Here is a 16,768-nt window from a genome sequence, read left to right as displayed (position 1 = left end):
CCGGGGCAGCATCGCTAGTCACCGCCTAATCGGCCACTCGCGAGAGCGGTCGTACCGGGAACCCAAGTTTCTACTGGGGTGAATCCCGCCGGGACGTCCTCACGCACCGGTGGGTAGGGCTGATCTTCCCAGCCCGAACCCGTCAGCTAACTCGGTCGGCGGATGAATGGAAGAAACGGAGTACCCCTTTCGTGGCGTCACAAGTTTCCAAGCGGAATGTGCGACGAGCAGTCGTCGCCGGCGCGCTCGCAGTCGGAGCGCTCACCGCTACCGCGGCCCCCGCGGCCGCAGACCCCATCACCATCCCCGGTGTCGGAACCTTCGAGATCCCGGGTGTCGTCATCCCGCAGATCCCCGGTGTCCCGAACCTTCCCGCGCCCCCCGCGCCGGGCAGCACCGCAGGTGACAAGGCCGTTCAGGCCGCTCAGACCAAGCTCGGCTCGCCGTACGTCTACGGCGCCGCAGGTCCGAACTCGTTCGACTGCTCCGGCCTGGTGCAGTGGGCGTTCAAGCAGGCCGGACTGAACCTGCCGCGCACCAGCTACGCGCAGGCGGCCGCCGGTACCCCGGTGTCGCAGTCCGATCTCCGCCCCGGCGACGTGATCTCCTTTTACGGCGGCTCGCACTCGGGCATCTACGCCGGCAACGGCAACGTGATCCACGCCTCCACCGAGGGCCAGCCCGTCAAGTTGGCGCCCATCGCGTCCATGCCTTTCGACGGCGCACGCCGCTACTGATCCGACACGAGGCGAGGCATCCACCGAGTCGAGGGCGGGGATGCACGGGGTAGCTTCGCAGGATCTCGCACGACCACCGAGGGTGGGTTCGAATTACAATTCGAACCCACCCTCGATGTCGTTGCGCCCCAGGCAGACAGCGTGTCGTTCGCCAGGCCGGTGGTCCCCGCCACCCCCGTCGTGACATGGGTGGACACAAACGTATGCCATTCCGTAACCTATCCGAGACCTTGCGAAGTCTTGTCGCGCCAACCGGGCGGCAACGCCGGGTCACCACCTCTTCGGCACTCCGCGGTCGCATCGGCCGTGGAAATTCCTGAGCCGCGCATCGGACACCCGACCCGGCTGGTGGAGATCGACGATCGGAGAACCGCATTTCCGTGGCCTCACACAAGATGAAGCGCTCCCTGGGCAGCGTGCTGACAGCCGGAGTGCTGTCGGTGGCGCTCGTGTCGCTGCCCTCGATCCAGGCGGGTGCGGACCCGGTCACCACCAACCCGACCGAGGCGCTGACGAAGCTCGGTGACCTGTCCCGGCAGTCCGAGCAGACGTCGGAGGCCCTCCACAACGCGCAGATCGATCTCGAGGCCAAGCAGTCGGCACAGCGCGATGCGGACGCCCGGCTCGCGGCGGACCAGGGTGTTCTCGACGAGGCCAACGCGCGAGTCGCCGTCTTCCAGCCCGTGGTGAACAAACTCGCCACCGCCAACTACCAGGGCGCCCGGACCAATCGCCTATTCGCCGTGATGGTCAGCGACTCACCGCAGCAACTCCTCGATCAGATGTCCGCGCTGGACGCCATTTCCAACGACACCCGCAACCAGGTCGCGCAATTCCAGTCGGCCACGTCGGACGCCACCAAGGCGGCCGAGGCGTCGAAGCAGTCGGCGGATTCCGCGCGGGCGGCGACCGAACAGGCCAAGGTGGTCAGCGACGATCTGCAGCGCAAGCAGAGCGACCTGCAGGCGCAAATCGCCGACGTGATCAAAGCGTTCGGAGATCTCACCGGCGCCGAACGCGACCAGCTGGCGGGGACGCCCTTCCCGCCCGGCTTCGACCCCAACACGATCCTCGCGCACCTCACCCCCGGCTCGGGCACGAGCGCGCTGCAGGCGGGCATGACCCGCATCGGCGACCCGTACGTGTGGGGCGCCACCGGCCCCGACCAGTTCGACTGCTCCGGGCTCGTCGTCTGGGCGTACAAGCAGATCGGCAAGACGCTCCCGCGGTCCAGTCAGGCTCAGGCCAGCGGCGGCACCCCGGTGTCCCGCGACGAACTCCAGCCCGGCGACGTCGTCCTCTTCTACAACGACGCGTCCCACGTCGGCCTCTACGCAGGAAACGGCAACATTCTCCACGCCTCGACGTTCGGTGTGCCGGTGAAGATCGAGTCGATGGCGAAGTTCCCCTTCTACGGGGCGCGCCGCTACTGACGGCGACCGTCCGGCGACGGCACGCGGGCGTGCTCATACACTCACCGGCGTGCCCGCATCAGACCCGTCTCCCGCAACGGAGCCGACCTCACGCCGTCAGGCGCGCCCGTGGGAGCTCGCCGCGCTGGCCGGACTCGTCCTCGCCGTCGTCGTCGTACTCGCGCTGACCGGGTTCTCTCACGACGAGCGGGGCGCCGACGGGGCGGTCGGCACCGCGCAGGCCGGCTCGGAGTCGCGTGCAGCGGCCGTCCAGGCGCTCCTCGACACGTGGGCGTCGGCCGTGCGGACGAACGACACGGCCCGGCTGTCGGGTCTGATGGATCGGGCGGCGTCGCCGGGCTTCCTCGCCGCCGAGACGCGCCGCGCGAGCAACGTTGCCGGGGTGGAGTTCTCGGACTGGGGTTACGAGATCACCGAGAGTCCCGAGACGGTGGTGCCGTCGAGCCTCGTCGACGCGCTCGGGGCCGACGAGGTGTGGGCGCCGGCCGTGCAACTGCGCTACGCGATCGCGGGGGCGGACGACAGCCCCACCCGCAAACCGGTCGCGCTCGTCGTCGCCCGGCGCGGCGACAGCTGGGCACTCGTCAGCGACAGTGCCACCGTGGACGGCGAGCGGCGGACCTGGCGCGGACCGTGGGACTTCGGAACCGTCGTGTCGCGCCGCGTCGACACCGGCGACGGCCGGACGTCGGTGGTGCTCGGGCATCCCGAGAACGTCGCGATGGTGGACCGGCTGGCGGAGGAACTCCCCGCCGCCGTCGTCAACGCCACCCAGCTGTGGGGTTCGGACTGGGCGGGCCGCGCGCTCGTGTGGGTCGCCGGATCGCAGGACGAGTTCACTGCCCTCGTCGGTCCCGATCACGACGGTTTCGGCATCGCCGCGGTCGCCATCTCGGACGCCGTCGACCCCGACGCCGGCGCGGTCACCGGGCAGCGGATCGTGTTCAGCCCCTCGTCGGCGGAACGGCTCACCGACGTCACCCGGCGGGCGATACTGCGACACGAACTCATCCACGTGGCGGCGCGCGCCGAGACGGTGGACCGCTCACCGATGTGGGTGCTGGAGGGCTACGCCGAGTACGCCGCTTACCGGGGAACCGGTGAGGCCGCACGGCAGATCGCGCCGGCCCTGACCGCGCAGGTGGGCGCGGAGGGTCCGCCGACCGGGTTCCCCGAGAACACCGACTTCTCCGAATCCGGCGAACGCGGCTCCGTGGCCTACGAGACCGCGTGGTCGATCAACGCGTTCGTCGCGGAGCAGTACGGCGAATCGAAGCTGACGGAGCTGTACCGGACACTGGCCGTGGGGGAGTCCGATCCGGACACGGTCGACGCACGACTGTCCGACGTCCTCGGCGTCGACGCCGAGCAGTTGCGGGACCGCTGGACCGACTGGGTGGGCGCTCACCTGGGGTGACCCTGCGTCGGTGACCGCGCGGCCGACCCCCTACGGTGATCACATGCGCCGAACACTGTTGGTGACGAACGATTTTCCGCCACGACCCGGCGGAATTCAGTCGTACCTGCACACCTTCGCCAAGCACCTGCCCGCCGACGACCTGGTCGTCTACGCCCCGCGCTGGCGCGGCGACTCGCACATCAAGTTCGATGCGCGGCAACCGTTTCAGGTCGTCCGGCACCCCACCACCCTGATGGTGCCGACACCGTTCGTCGCGCGCCGCGCCACCAGGCTGCTCGCCGAACACGACTGCACCGGCGTCTGGTTCGGCGCAGCGGCCCCGCTCGCACTGCTGAGTTCGACGCTGCGCCGCGCCGGAGCGGAACGGGTGGTCGCGAGCACCCACGGGCACGAGGTCGGCTGGTCGATGCTCCCCGCCGCCCGCCAGGCCCTCGGTCGGATCGGCGACGACACCGACGTCGTCACGTACGTCAGCCGCTACACCCGCGGCCGATTCGCATCCGCATTCGGCGCCGGTGCGGCACTCGAGCACCTCCCGCCCGGAGTCGACACCGACCTGTTCACCCCGGACAGCGGGGCGCGGTCCGAACTGCGTGCCCGGTACGGGCTGGGTGACCGTCCGACGATCCTGTGCCTGTCCCGGCTCGTGCCGCGCAAGGGTCAGGACATCCTCATCAGGGCGCTCCCGGGCATCCGCGAACACGTCGACGGCGCCGTCCTCGTGATCGTCGGCGGCGGCCCCTACGAGGACCGCCTGCGCTCCCTGGCGCGCTCGGCCGGCGTCGAGGACCACGTCGTGTTCACGGGAACGGTGCCGTCCACGGAGCTGGCGGCGCACCACACGATCGCCGACGTGTTCGCGATGCCCTGCCGCACGCGGGGCGCGGGACTCGACGTCGAGGGCCTCGGCATCGTCTTCCTCGAGGCGTCGGCCTCCGGGGTCCCGGTCATCGCCGGACAGTCCGGCGGCGCCCCGGAAACGGTGCGGCAGAACGAAACCGGGATGGTCGTGGACGGCACGTCGGTGGCCGAGGTCGCGCGATCGGTGATCGCGGTGCTGTCCGATCGCGACCGGGCGGCGGCGATGGGCGCCGCCGGCCGCGACTGGGTCAAGGCGCAGTGGCGATGGGACGTGCTCGCCGCGAAGCTGCAGTCCCTCCTGGCGTGACCGCCCCGTGAGTACTTATTAACCGCGGGCGGTTGACAAGTACTCACGAGCCGCAGGCACTATTTGGCGTAGAGGGCGGCGATGTCGTCGGCGAAGCTGTCGTGCACCACGTTGCGCTTGAGCTTCATCGTCGGCGTGAGCTCCCCGGTTTCCTCCGTGAAGTCGACGGGCAGGACCCGGAACTTCTTGATGGCCTCCGCGTGCGACACGAGCTTGTTGGCCTCGGCGACGGCCTCGTCGATCTCGGCCGTGAGGTCGGCGTCGGCGAGCAGATCCGCGACCGTCGTACCCGCGGGCTTGCCGTTGCGCTCGTTCCACGCGGGCAGTGCGTCGGCGTCGATGGTGATGAGCGCGCCGATGAACGGCTGCTGGTCGCCGACGAGGATGGCCTGGCTGATCAGCGGGTGGGCGCGCAGGTGATCCTCGAGCTGGGCGGGGGAGACGTTCTTGCCGCCCGCTGTGACGATGATCTCCTTCTTGCGGCCGGTGATGGTGATGTAGCCGTCCGCGTCGACCGACCCGAGGTCGCCGGTGTGGAACCAGCCGTTCTCGATCGCGTCGGCGGTCGCGTTCTCGTTGCGCCAGTAGCCACCGAAGACGACCGGCCCCGACAACAGGATCTCGCCGTCCTCGGCGATGCGAACGGAATTGCCTGCGAGGGGTTTGCCGACCGACCCGACCTTCTGCTCGCCGATCGTGTTGACGGCGAACGCCGCGGACGTCTCGGTGAGGCCGTAGCCCTCGTAGATGGTGATGCCGATGCCGCGGAAGAAGTGTCCGAGGCGCGCACCGAGCGGGGCGCCGCCGGAGATCGCCAGCTGGCACTTGCCGCCGAGCGCGGCCCGCAGCTTCGAAAACACCAGCTTGTCGAACAGTGCGTGCTTGGCTTTGAGGACCAGCCCCGGGCCGCCGTTGTCCTGCGCCTCGCTCCACGCGATGGCCGTCTCGGCGGCGGCGTCGAAGATCTTGCCCTTGCCCTCGCCGTGGGCCTTGGCGCGGGCGCTGTTGTATACCTTCTCGAACACCCGCGGCACCGACAGGATGAAGTCGGGACGGAACTCACCGAACGTGGGCACGAGGTTCGGGATGTCGCTGGTGTGTCCGAGTGCGGCGCCGGCGTCGAACGAGGCGATGCTGACGGCACGCGCCAGGACGTGCGCCATCGGCAGGAACATGAGGGTGCTGACGCCGGGCGTCTTCAGGAGGGTGCCGAGGCTGGAATCGAGGATGCCCTTCGACTCGGCGATGAGGTTGGCGTGGGTGAGCTGGCAGCCCTTGGGCCTGCCGGTGGTGCCGGACGTGTAGATGAGGGTGGCCGGATCACTGGACTTCAGCGCGGCGACGCGGGTCCGGACCTCGGAGTCGGGAACGCCGGTGCCCCGTTCGGTCAGTTCCGCGACGACGCCGCGATCATTTTCCGACGCCTCGATCCGGTAGACGCCGCGGAGCGCGGTGGCCTCGGCGGCCACGGACTTGACCGTGGCGGCGTGCGCCGCGTTCTCGACGACGAGGTCGATCGCGGCGGAGTCCTCGAGAATCCAGCGGACCTGCTCGGCGGAGGACGTCTCGTAGATCGGGACGGTGACGCCGCCCGCCGCCCAGATCGCGAAGTCGAGCAGCGGCCACTCGTACCGGGTGGCTGACATCAGGGCCACCCGGTCGCCCTGCTGGACGCCGATGGCGATGAGTCCCTTGGCCACCGCGGTGACCTGCGCGGCGAACTCGGCGGCCGTGACGTCGGCCCACCGTCCGTCGATCTTGCGCTTGTACACGACCAGCGTCGGGTGGGCCGCGGCATGGGCGAACACCGAGTCGACCGCGGACGCGTCCTCCGCGATCGTGAACGACTGTGGCGCGCTGAACTCGGGCACGAAAACCTCCGACACTGAAAATACTGACGAGTAGGATTGCGTTCCCAACTTTAGACCTTCCCCCGCCGGCTCCGCCTCCTGGCCGAACACGGGTGGTCAGAGGCCTGCTCGCGGGGCACCGCGGAACCCATCGGATGGCCATATGTGAAGCTTGTCGCCGTGAGCAGCATTCAGGTCGCAGATCAGACGTTCATCGCGGCCCCACCGCAGCAGGTCGCGGCGGCGATCGCGCAGCCCGCCCGCTGGCGCCGGTGGTGGCCCGATCTCACCCTCGCCGTCCGCGAGGACCGCGCCGAGAAGGGCATCCGCTGGACCGTGGCCGGACCCCTCACCGGGACGATGGAAGTGTGGCTCGAGCCGGTGCTGGACGGAGCGATCGTGCACTACTTCCTCCACGCAGAACCGGCGCGCAGCGAGGCCGCCCCGGATCGGGCCGCCCTCAACCGCCGCCGACGGGTCGAGGGCAAGGTGATGTCTTTCGAGGTGAAGAAGGAACTCGAGGCCGGTCGCGCAGCGGGAGAACCGCCGTCCTGAACCCGTTCCGGCCGTCGCGGCGGGGTCGGCATTGTGTCCGGGCGCCGGAATCGTGTGTGATAGTCGGGCACCACACAGACATACGGAACCGGTAACGGCGTGGCCCCGCGATCGAGAGCGGGTCGGCCAGGCGAAAGGAAGCGTTCACTCCATGCCCGAGAGGACCAAGAGGTCGATCAGTATCGAGGCGCCGCCCGCCCGGGTGATGGATGTGATCGCCGACTTCGACGCATACCCCGCGTGGGTGGCGGCCGCGAAATCCGTCGAGGTCATGGAACCCGGGACGAACGGCCGCGCCGACCGGGTGCGTTTCGTGCTCGACGCGGGCATGGTCAAGGACACGTACGTTCTCCGTTACGACTGGGCGCCCGACGGCAAGTCGGTCAGCTGGGAACTCGAGTCCGGTGAGATCCAGAAGTCGCAGTTCGGTTCGTACGTCCTCGAGGACGAGCCGGACGGCGGCACCACCGTCACGTACGAGCTCACCGTCGACCTCACCATTCCGATGATCGGCCTGTTCAAGCGCAAGGCGGAGAAGGCGATCACCGACACCGCGCTCAAGGAACTCAAGAAGCGGGTGGAAGGCTGAGCAGCGAGGGCCGTGCAGGACCTGCGCGGGTCCAGTTCTTCGTGGGGAAGGGGGGCGTCGGCAAGACGACGCTCGCGGCCGCGACGGCACAGGCGGCGGCCGAGTCCGGCAACCGGACGCTCCTCGTCTCGCTCGACCAGGCGCACTCCCTCGCCGACGTGGTCGGCATCGCCGCTGCCCGCGACGTCGTGTCCGTGACCGACACCCTCGACGTCCTCGAACTCGACACCCTCACGTTGCTCGAGAACAGATTCCGCAGCCTGGCAGCGGTTCTCGCGGCCGCAGGCACGCACGACCACGGAGCCCAGTTGTCGGCGCTCGAACCGGAGGAGCTGACCGGGCTTCCCGGAGTGCAGGACGTGCTCGGGCTGGGCGAGATCGTCCGGTTCGCCACCGAGGGTGACTACGACGCCGTCGTGGTCGACTGCCCGCCCACCGCGGATTGCCTCCGGACATTGGCCGCGCCGGCGATGACTCTGGAGTACCTCGAACGGGTGTGGCCGCAGCACCGCCGGATCGCCGCGTTGCTGGGTTCGGACCCCCGGCTCGTCATGCTGGTGTCGTTGATCGAACAGGTCGTGTCCGCGGTCGGCGAGGTCCGGGAGCTGCTCGCGAACCGCACGAAAACCACTGTGCGACTGGTGACGACACCGGAGCGGGTGGTGCTGACGGAGACCCGGCGCACCGTCGCGGTGGCCGCGCTGTCCGGTCTGCGCATCGACGCGATCCTCGTGAACAATCTTCTGCCGCACTTCGATTCGCCGGCAGGACATGACGATCCCGGTGTGGCATGGTTGATCAGGCGGCGTGCCCTGCAGCAGCGGGTGCTCGCCGAGCTCACCGCCTCCGCGGGCACCACGGTGATCCTCTCGGTCACCCGGTCGGTGACGGAGCCGGTAGGGTGGGCCGATCTCGGCGGTATCGCCCGGGAGTTGTATGCCGACGACACGGACGCGGTTGCGGTGTTGGGGAAGAACCCGCCTGCGGTGCGGGTGGGGCTGGAATCGGGGGCCGGTGTGGATTCTGTGTACACGATGCGGATGTATCTGCCGCTCGTGAACCCGTCGACCCTGACATTGGGTCGAGTGGAGGACGACCTGGTCGTGGGAGCGGAAGGGGTGCGCCGCCGGGTGCGTCTCGCCTCGGTCCTGCGCCGGTGCGTCGTCGCGGGCGCAGAACTCGACGGAAGCGATCTGGTCGTCCGCTTCACGCCCGACCCTCAGGTGTGGCCGGTATGAACGACGACCATGCGCAGTTGCTGGCGGAACTGCGGGCGCTGGCCGAGACCGCCCTGGACCGTCTCGAGCCGATCCTCCAGCGCGCTGCGGCGCCGCACCCCCCGGCGGACGCGGCGGGAGAGCCTGCCGGCACCGGCCAGTGGTCGGGATGCACGTGGTGCCCGGTGTGCGCGCTCGCGGCCCTGATCCGCGGCGAACAGCACGACCTCGTGACCCTGCTCGCCGGCCAGGCGTCCGTGCTCATCGCCGTGCTGCGGCAGATCCTCGACGAGCACACCGATCACGACCCTTCGGGCCCCGGTGCTCCGGAACCGGGTCCGGGCGACGGCGGTTCGAACACTGAACCCGACGGCGGTCCGGCGTTCGAACCGATCACCATCACGTTCAAGCGCTGACGGCGCCTGCCGCAGGCGGGATCGGCGGACTCGTGCACGTCGGCGATCCGGCATGGGCACAATCATCTTCATGAGCACAGGCACGGGCAGCGATCGCACCCCCGCCTCGGCGCTGACCATCGGCATCGACGTGGGTGGAACGAGCATCCGTGCGTCGGTGGTCGACTCGGACGGCGAGGTGCTCGACTCGCTCCAGTCGCCGACCCCGGCGTCGGCGACGGCCCTGGAGAACGGCCTGGACCGGGCGGTGCGGGAACTGTCGGCGCGGCACGACGTCGCCGCGGTGGGGCTGGCGGTCGCCGGGTTCATCACCCCCGACCGCACGACGGTGCGGTTCGCGCCGCACCTGCCGTGGGTCGGGGCGCCCGTCGGCCGGGATCTGGGGGAGCGCCTCGGTCTGCCCGTGATCCTCGAGCACGACGTGAACGCCGCGGCGTGGGCCGAGCACCGGTTCGGTGCGGCCGCCGGCGGCCGGAACGTGGTGATGCTCGCGATCGGCACGGGCATCGGGGCGGCACTCCTCGCGGACGGCCGGCTGTACCGCGGCAGCCACGGCGTCGCACCCGAACTCGGGCACATCCAGGTCGTGCCTGGCGGTCGCGCCTGCGCGTGCGGCAAGCACGGGTGCTGGGAGCGGTACTGCAGCGGGACGGCGCTCGTCGACACCGCGATCGAACGTCTCGCCGCGGATCCGGCAACGTCGACCGTCCTCGCGCGAGAGGTGGCCGTCGATCCCGGGGTGCTGACGGGCAGGCGGATCGCAGGCGCCGCACAGGACGGCGACCCGCTCGCCCTGGAGACGATGCGGGACTTCGCCCGGTGGCTCGGGGTCGGCCTGGCTCTCATCGGTGACGTGTACGACCCGGATCTCGTCGTGATCGCCGGCGGCGTCGCGAGTTCCTCCGCACTGTTCATCGACGAGGCCCGCGAGCACTACGCGGCGCTGACGACGGGCGCCGGGCACCGGCCGCTGGCCCGGATCCGACCGACCCAGCTGGGGGAGGCAGCGGGCATGATCGGGGCGGCCGAACTCGCGCGCGCGGTCCTGCCCGATCGGGTGGGTTGACGCCCGGCCTACCTCTGTAAACCCGCAGAGTGTGATGTTGTGCGGGCCTCCCCGCCGTGTGTAGCGACCCTCACCCACCCGAAGTAGAGTCGAGCCGAACGAAGCTTGGGTTGTGAACGGGAGGGACGCCATGTGGTACTGGCTCTTCAAGTACGTGTTTTTGGGGCCGGTTCTCTGGGGGTTGGGCAGACCGACCGTGGAGGGTACGGAGAACATTCCGGCGGAGGGCGGCGCCATCCTGGCGAGTAACCATCAGGCCGTGCTGGATTCGTTCTTCCTGCCGCTGCGTGTGCCGCGGAGGATCACTTTTCTCGCCAAGAGCGAGTATTTCACCGGGACGGGACTCAAGGGCGCGTTCCAGCGCTGGTTCTTCTCGGTGGTCGGCCAGGTGCCGATCGACCGGACAGGCGCAGACGCCGCGCAGGACGCACTGAACGCCGGACTGCGCGTCCTCTCGCAGGGCAAGCTGCTCGGCATCTACCCGGAGGGCACCCGGTCGCCCGACGGCCGCCTGTACAAGGGCAAGACGGGTCTGGCGCGCATGGCGCTCGAGTCCGGTGTGAAGGTCATCCCGGTCGCGATGATCGGAACGGAGAAGGTCAACCCGATCGGCTCCCGCGTGTGGCGTCCCGCGAAGGTCACCATCCGTGTCGGCGAGCCCATCGACTTCTCGCGGTTCGAGGGGATGGGTGGCAACCGGTTCGTCGAGCGCGCTGTCACCGACGAGGTCATGTACAAGCTGATGAAGCTGTCGGGTCAGGAATACGTCGACATCTACGCGGCCTCGTTGAAGAAGAAGGCCCTCGCCGCGGACGGCTCCGCGCCGGTGGCCGGCGTGGCACCGGCGAGCGATGCGAGCACCGTCACACGACTGCCGGACACCCGGGCGAGCTGACCGCCGCGACCCCTCAGCCGACGGGGACGGTCAGATCGTCGGAGTTCTCCGACCGATCGTCCTCGTCGGGCTGCGTGGTGCGGGTGCGGAACGCGAAGATCGCGACCAGCACCACGGCGAGCCCCCACCACACGTACGACGACGCCAGGAACTGATCCCACAGATTCCAGTGGGTTCCGCTCCAGCGTCCCACCCCGAGCTTCCAGTGCGCGGCGAGCTTGACGACGACGACGCCGACGGCGGCCGTGACCGCGAGGGCGGCACTTCGGCGCCGGTAGGCGAGGATGCCGAGCACGAGGACGACCGGCACCGACCACACCCAGTGATGCGACCAGGACACGGGTGAGACGAGCAGTCCGAGGACGGAGTTGAGTCCCAGCGCGACAGCCGTCTCGCCGGCCCGCAGCGCCCGCGCCATCGCGACGATCACCAGTGCGAGAACCACGACGCTGAGCAGCAGCCAGATCGGGGTCCGCATCCCGTCGCTCAGGCCGAGCCGGGCGAGCACACCGGTGATGCTCTGATTCGCGGGATACGCCGGTGTGCCGATCCGATCGGAATCGAACAGCGTCTGCGTCCAATAGGTGACGGAATCGTTCCACGTCGCGATCGCGCCCACCGCGCTGAACGCGAGGAAGCTGACCGCGGTGACGACGGCGGAGCGAAAGTCCTTGCGCACCAGGAAATACAGGATGAAGACGGCCGGTGTCAGCTTCACCGCCGCCGCGAGACCGATCAGCAGTCCGCGGGGCCACGGCGTCTTCTTCGGCAGGCAGTCCGCCGCGACCAGCAGCATCAGCAGGATGTTGATCTGCCCGTAGTCCAGGGTCGACGAGACGGGTTCGAGGGCCATCGCCACCGCGAGCGCTCCGAGGGCCGTCCACACGAGTGTGCTGCGGGGCGCGATGCCCAGCGAGTCGAGCGTGACGACGAGCACGCCGAACAGGGCGATCAGCGACAACACCGTCACGACGGTCCCGGCCGTCGCCAGCGACACCGTCGACAGCGGACTGAACACCACTGCGGCCAGCGGCGGGTACGTGAACGGCAGGAAGTTGCCCATCTGGGTGGCAGGCATCGACCCGTACAGCGTCGGGCCGTGCAGGAACACCGAACCGCCGAGCCGGTAGACGTCGAGATCGAGCCGGTAGTAGAAGCCGAAGGCCCGTAGTCCGGGGAGTCCGAGCAGGTTGTAGGCGAATCCGACAGTGAGCCCGGCGAGCACGAGGACGCGGATCACGAGACCGCCGACGCGGAGATGCACGGGCACCCGCGGTCGGTCGAGCGGGTCCGCGACAGGGGCGGCGGACTGTCGACCGTCGGAGCGTGCGCTCACCGAGGCCTCCTTCACGAGGTAGGGGTGGATCCGGATGACGCCGACGGGTGAGGCATAGTTTGCGGGCGTGCGTTACTTCTACGACTGCGAGTTCATCGAGGATGGTCGCACGATCGACCTGGTGTCGATCGGGGTGGTCGCGGAGGACGGACGTGAATTCTACGCGGTGTCCACCGAGTTCGATCCCGACCGCGCGGGCAAGTGGGTCCGCAGGAACGTCCTGCCGAAGCTGCCACAGCCGTCGTCGCCCCTCTGGAAGAGTCGCGCCCGCATTCGCGACGACCTCTACGCGTTCCTGATTCCGCGGCCCGGCATCGTCCCCGAACTGTGGGCGTGGGTGGCCGCCTACGACCACGTCGCCCTCTGCCAGCTGTGGGGCGACATGACGGAGCTGCCGCAGACGCTGCCCCGGTACACGCGCGAGCTCCGCCAGTACTGGGAGGAGCACGGCAGCCCGGCGCTCCCACCTGCACCGGGCGACGCTCACGACGCACTCGCCGACGCCCGGCACAACTTGGCGAAGTTCGAGGCAGTTCGGGTGGCGCGGTCACTCCGGTGACCTGACTCGCCATTGCTCCGGTCGAGCGAATATCCTGTATTGGTGAACTGGACTGTCGACGTGCCGATCGACCGCTTGCCCGAACTCCCGCCGCTGCCCACCGAGATGCGTGAGCGCCTCGATGCAGCGCTGGCCAAGCCCGCTGCCCAGCAGCCGCAATGGCCCGAAGGCCAGGCCGCTGCGATGCGGACCGTCCTCGAGAGCGTGCCCCCGATCACGGTGGCCAGCGAGGTCGTGGCCCTGCAGGAGAAGCTGGCCCAGGTCGCGCGCGGCGAGGCGTTCCTGCTCCAGGGCGGTGACTGCGCCGAGACGTTCGCGGACAACACCGAACCGCACATCAAGGGCAACATCCGCACCCTGCTGCAGATGGCCGTCGTCCTGACGTACGGAGCGAGCCTGCCCGTCGTCAAGGTCGCGCGCATCGCCGGTCAGTACGCGAAGCCGCGGTCGTCGAACGTCGACGCCCTGGGCCTGCAGTCGTACCGCGGCGACATGATCAACTCCCTCGTCGCCGACGAGGCCGTGCGCGCCCACGACCCGTCGCGGCTCGTGCGGGCGTATGCGAACGCCAGCGCCGCGATGAACCTGGTCCGCGCGCTCACCGGCGCGGGCATGGCCGACCTGCACAAGGTGCACGACTGGAACCGCGAATTCGTGTCTTCGTCGCCGGCCGGAGCCCGGTACGAGGCTCTCGCCGCAGAGATCGACCGCGGGCTGCAGTTCATGAACGCCTGCGGTGTCACCGATCCCAGCCTGCACCACGCGCAGATCTTCGCCAGCCACGAGGCGCTCGTCCTCGACTACGAGCGCGCCATGCTGCGCCTCGACAACGACGACGACCACGCCAAGCTGTACGACCTGTCCGCCCACTTCCTGTGGATCGGCGACCGCACCCGTCAGCTCGACGGAGCGCACATCGCGTTCGCCGAACTCGTGTCGAACCCGATCGGCCTGAAGATCGGTCCGAGCACCACCCCGGAGATGGCGATCGAATACGTCGAACGTCTCGACCCCACCAACAAGCCGGGCCGGCTCACCCTGATCTCGCGCATGGGCAACAACAAGGTCCGCGACCTGCTGCCGCCCATCATCGAGAAGGTACAGGCCACCGGTCACCAGGTGATCTGGCAGTGCGACCCGATGCACGGCAACACACACGAGGCGTCCACCGGCTACAAGACCCGCCACTTCGACCGCATCGTCGACGAGGTCCAGGGATTCTTCGAGGTCCACAACGGCCTCGGCACCTACCCGGGCGGCATCCACGTCGAACTCACCGGTGAGAACGTCACCGAATGCCTCGGCGGCGCGCAGGACATCTCCGACCTCGACCTGTCGGGTCGCTACGAGACGGCGTGCGACCCCCGCCTCAACACTCAGCAGTCGCTGGAACTGGCATTCCTCGTCGCGGAGATGCTGCGCGGCTGATCGCCCGCACAGAGACCCTCACTGCCCTGCTCCCGCGGGGTCAGGGCAGTGAGACCAGGGTGACCGTGCTCCCGGGTTTCACCAGATCGCCGTTGCCCGGGTTCTGGCCGATGACCAGAGACCTGTCGGTGTCGGTCACCTGACGCACCTTCACGTCGAGTCCGAGACGGCTCAGTTCGTCACGCGCGGATCCGACGGTCCGCCCCAGCATGGACGGCACCCGCACCGCGTTCGACACACTCAACGTCACGCTGGTGCCCGCATTGACAGTGGTGCCCGCCTTCGGGCTGGTGGCGATCGCGTCCCCGGCGGCGACGTTCCGGTCGAAGTCGGTCGTGGTGTCCTGCACGACGATTCCGACCGCCTCGAGTGACGCGCGTGCCTCGGCCTCCGACATGCCTTTCACGTCGGGAACGTCCACCGGCGGTGCGCCTTTGCTGACGATCAGTTTGACCGTGGAACCGGTCGCGAGTTCCGTGCCCGGTGCCGGGTCGAGTGCGGCCACCGCACCGATCGGGACCTTCGCGCTGAACGCCTGACCACCGTCCACCGGGGTGAACGTGCGGTTCCGCAGTTCCTGCTCGATCCCCGCGCGTTCGCCGCCCGCGGGCAGCGGCGGGACCGTCGGCCTGCCCAGGGAGACGAGCAGGGCCACCGTGCCGTCCCGGGAGATCCGCGAACCGCCCGTCGGATCGGTGCCCAGCACCGTGTCGAGCGCCGCGGTGTCCGAATACTGCCCTCGGATCTCCGTCGACAGACCGGCCGCTTCGATCGCCGTCACCGCCGCACCCCGATCGAGGCCGTCGGTGGTCGGGACCGCGGTGAACCGGCCCGAACCCATCCACCAGCCACCGAAACCCACCGCGAGGGCGAGCATCAGGATCACGAGCAGCCACACGATCGTGGTCCGGCGCGACCGCTGCCGTTCGGCGGCGAAGTCGGGGTAGTGGTAGCCGTCGTCTGGTTCGTCGTCCACCGCGAACGGCGGTTCGTCCAGAGGTGGCCGTGGAGTCTGGGCAGTGACGACCCTCGTGTGCTGCACGCCGGGCTGCGCGGGCAGCGGGCTGGGCGGGGACAGCGGCGCGGCGGGCGGGAGGTGCACCGTCGGCGGTGCGACGGGACCCGGCGGCGCGCCCAGCGGCGGGGCGCTCGCGGCGGCCGCGGCGCTCAGGTGCTGCGCGGAGCGTCGCGGAGCGGGCACCCGGTACGCGGGCAGGTCGAGCGCCGCCGCGATGCCGCGCAACGCCGAACCCATCTGCTCGGCGTTGGCGAAGCGGTGCGACGGCTCCCGGTGCGTGGCCTCCGCGACGAGTTCGTCGAACTCGGGCGGGACACCCGCGATGTACGAACCCGGCCGCGGGACGTCCTGGTTGATCCGCTGATAGGCCACGGAGAGCGACGTGTCCCCGGTGAACGGGGTCCGTCCGGTGAGGAGTTCGAACAGCAGGACCCCGGTGGAGTAGACGTCGCTGCGGGTGTCGGCGATCCCCGAGGTCACCTGTTCCGGCGACAGATACGCCGCCGTGCCCAGAATCACACTGTTCGACGTGGTGTTCGACGCGGCGGCGGCCCGCACGAGACCGAAATCGGCGATCTTCACCTCGCCGCCGTCGGAGATCAGGATGTTCTCGGGCTTGATGTCGCGGTGCACGAGACCGGCCCGGTGGGCGACGGCGAGCGCGTCGAGAACCGGCCCTACCACTGCGGCCACCGCGTGCGGCGGCATCGGCCCGCGTTCCCTCAGGAGTTCGCGCAGCGTTCCGCCGTCCACGAGTTCCATCACCAGGAATGCGTGGTCGCGGTCGTGTCCCTGGTCGTACACCGCAACGAGCGAGGGGTGCTTGAGTCGCGCGACCGAGCGGGCCTCGAACTCGAAGCGGGTCACGAACGCCGGATCGGCCGCGAACTGCGGATCCATCACCTTGATGGCCACCGGACGGTCGAGACGCGTGTCGAGCCCCCTGTAGACGGTGGACATGCCGCCACGCGCGATCGTGGCATCCACCCGATAGCGCCGGTCGAGCAGCTCGCCGATCAAACGTTGACCTCCATCGTGCACAGTGTCCGTTCCCCCGTCAGTGCGCGCAGCCCGGCCACGC

Annotated in this window: 15 protein-coding genes and 1 riboswitch; of the genes, 12 read left to right on the top strand and 3 right to left on the bottom strand. The window is 69.4% G+C overall.

Annotation, left to right across the window (positions count from 1 at the left end):
- Positions 1–12 precede the first annotated feature (12 nt).
- A riboswitch (cyclic di-AMP (ydaO/yuaA leader) is annotated at positions 13–177 on the top strand.
- Positions 178–191: 14 nt separating this feature from the next.
- The 4 genes from I1A62_RS12240 (at position 192) to I1A62_RS12225 (ending at position 4,758) form a co-directional block, all read left to right on the top strand.
- A complete protein-coding gene (locus I1A62_RS12240) occupies positions 192–737 on the top strand; it encodes an NlpC/P60 family protein (protein WP_012688095.1) in 546 nt (181 codons plus the stop codon).
- Positions 738–1,117: 380 nt separating this feature from the next.
- Positions 1,118–2,170 (top strand): C40 family peptidase, encoded by a 1,053-nt coding sequence (locus I1A62_RS12235; RefSeq protein WP_124389935.1) that lies wholly within the window; start codon positions 1,118–1,120, stop codon positions 2,168–2,170.
- Positions 2,171–2,219: 49 nt separating this feature from the next.
- Positions 2,220–3,587 (top strand): peptidase MA family metallohydrolase, encoded by a 1,368-nt coding sequence (locus I1A62_RS12230; protein WP_219458791.1) that lies wholly within the window; start codon positions 2,220–2,222, stop codon positions 3,585–3,587.
- Positions 3,588–3,630: 43 nt separating this feature from the next.
- Entirely contained in the window at positions 3,631–4,758 is a 1,128-nt protein-coding gene (locus I1A62_RS12225; RefSeq protein WP_219458790.1) for a glycosyltransferase family 4 protein, read from the top strand.
- Between the two features lie 59 nt (positions 4,759–4,817).
- On the opposite strand, the gene I1A62_RS12220 is transcribed toward I1A62_RS12225, so the two are convergent.
- Positions 4,818–6,629 (bottom strand): long-chain fatty acid--CoA ligase, encoded by a 1,812-nt coding sequence (locus I1A62_RS12220; protein WP_124389938.1) that lies wholly within the window; start codon positions 6,627–6,629, stop codon positions 4,818–4,820.
- Positions 6,630–6,788: 159 nt separating this feature from the next.
- Between I1A62_RS12220 and I1A62_RS12215 the strand changes: the two genes are divergently transcribed.
- From I1A62_RS12215 to I1A62_RS12190, 6 genes are all read left to right on the top strand, one after another.
- Positions 6,789–7,163, top strand: a complete 375-nt coding sequence (locus I1A62_RS12215) for a polyketide cyclase / dehydrase and lipid transport (protein WP_219458789.1) — start codon at positions 6,789–6,791, stop codon at positions 7,161–7,163.
- 151 nt (positions 7,164–7,314) lie between these two features.
- Positions 7,315–7,752: an SRPBCC family protein gene (locus I1A62_RS12210; protein WP_124389940.1), complete on the top strand. Its 438-nt coding sequence runs from the start codon at positions 7,315–7,317 to the stop codon at positions 7,750–7,752.
- Positions 7,749–8,990 carry an ArsA family ATPase gene (locus I1A62_RS12205; RefSeq protein ID WP_219461187.1) on the top strand — a complete coding sequence of 414 codons (1,242 nt, stop codon included), beginning with the start codon at positions 7,749–7,751 and terminating at the stop codon, positions 8,988–8,990. The genes I1A62_RS12210 and I1A62_RS12205 overlap by 4 nt, the downstream gene beginning before the upstream one ends.
- Positions 8,987–9,385 carry a hypothetical protein gene (locus tag I1A62_RS12200; RefSeq protein WP_124389942.1) on the top strand — a complete coding sequence of 133 codons (399 nt, stop codon included), beginning with the start codon at positions 8,987–8,989 and terminating at the stop codon, positions 9,383–9,385. The genes I1A62_RS12205 and I1A62_RS12200 overlap by 4 nt, the downstream gene beginning before the upstream one ends.
- A gap of 52 nt (positions 9,386–9,437) precedes the next feature.
- A complete protein-coding gene (locus I1A62_RS12195; RefSeq protein ID WP_219458788.1) occupies positions 9,438–10,451 on the top strand; it encodes an ROK family protein in 1,014 nt (337 codons plus the stop codon).
- Between the two features lie 130 nt (positions 10,452–10,581).
- Positions 10,582–11,346 carry a 1-acyl-sn-glycerol-3-phosphate acyltransferase gene (locus I1A62_RS12190; RefSeq protein WP_206010817.1) on the top strand — a complete coding sequence of 255 codons (765 nt, stop codon included), beginning with the start codon at positions 10,582–10,584 and terminating at the stop codon, positions 11,344–11,346.
- Between the two features lie 13 nt (positions 11,347–11,359).
- Here the strand turns inward: I1A62_RS12190 and I1A62_RS12185 are convergent, their stop codons facing one another.
- On the bottom strand, positions 11,360–12,682 hold the full coding sequence (locus I1A62_RS12185; RefSeq protein ID WP_257890793.1) for a glycosyltransferase 87 family protein: 1,323 nt from the start codon (positions 12,680–12,682) through the stop codon (positions 11,360–11,362).
- Between the two features lie 67 nt (positions 12,683–12,749).
- Here I1A62_RS12185 and I1A62_RS12180 point away from each other — a divergent pair, with 67 nt between their 5' ends.
- Positions 12,750–13,241: a polyadenylate-specific 3'-exoribonuclease AS gene (locus tag I1A62_RS12180; RefSeq protein WP_124389945.1), complete on the top strand. Its 492-nt coding sequence runs from the start codon at positions 12,750–12,752 to the stop codon at positions 13,239–13,241.
- 42 nt (positions 13,242–13,283) lie between these two features.
- Positions 13,284–14,669 (top strand): class II 3-deoxy-7-phosphoheptulonate synthase, encoded by a 1,386-nt coding sequence (locus I1A62_RS12175; protein WP_124389946.1) that lies wholly within the window; start codon positions 13,284–13,286, stop codon positions 14,667–14,669.
- 40 nt (positions 14,670–14,709) lie between these two features.
- Here the strand turns inward: I1A62_RS12175 and pknB are convergent, their stop codons facing one another.
- Positions 14,710–16,728, bottom strand: coding sequence for a Stk1 family PASTA domain-containing Ser/Thr kinase (gene pknB / locus I1A62_RS12170; protein ID WP_257890792.1), 2,019 nt, complete (start codon positions 16,726–16,728; stop codon positions 14,710–14,712).
- Between the last annotated feature and the right edge of the window lie 40 nt (positions 16,729–16,768).

This window comes from Rhodococcus sp. USK10 (assembly GCF_019378875.1).
GTDB lineage: Bacteria > Actinomycetota > Actinomycetes > Mycobacteriales > Mycobacteriaceae > Rhodococcus_F > Rhodococcus_F pseudokoreensis.
Note: the sequence above shows the minus strand (reverse complement) of the source record. Positions and strands in the feature narration are given on the sequence as shown.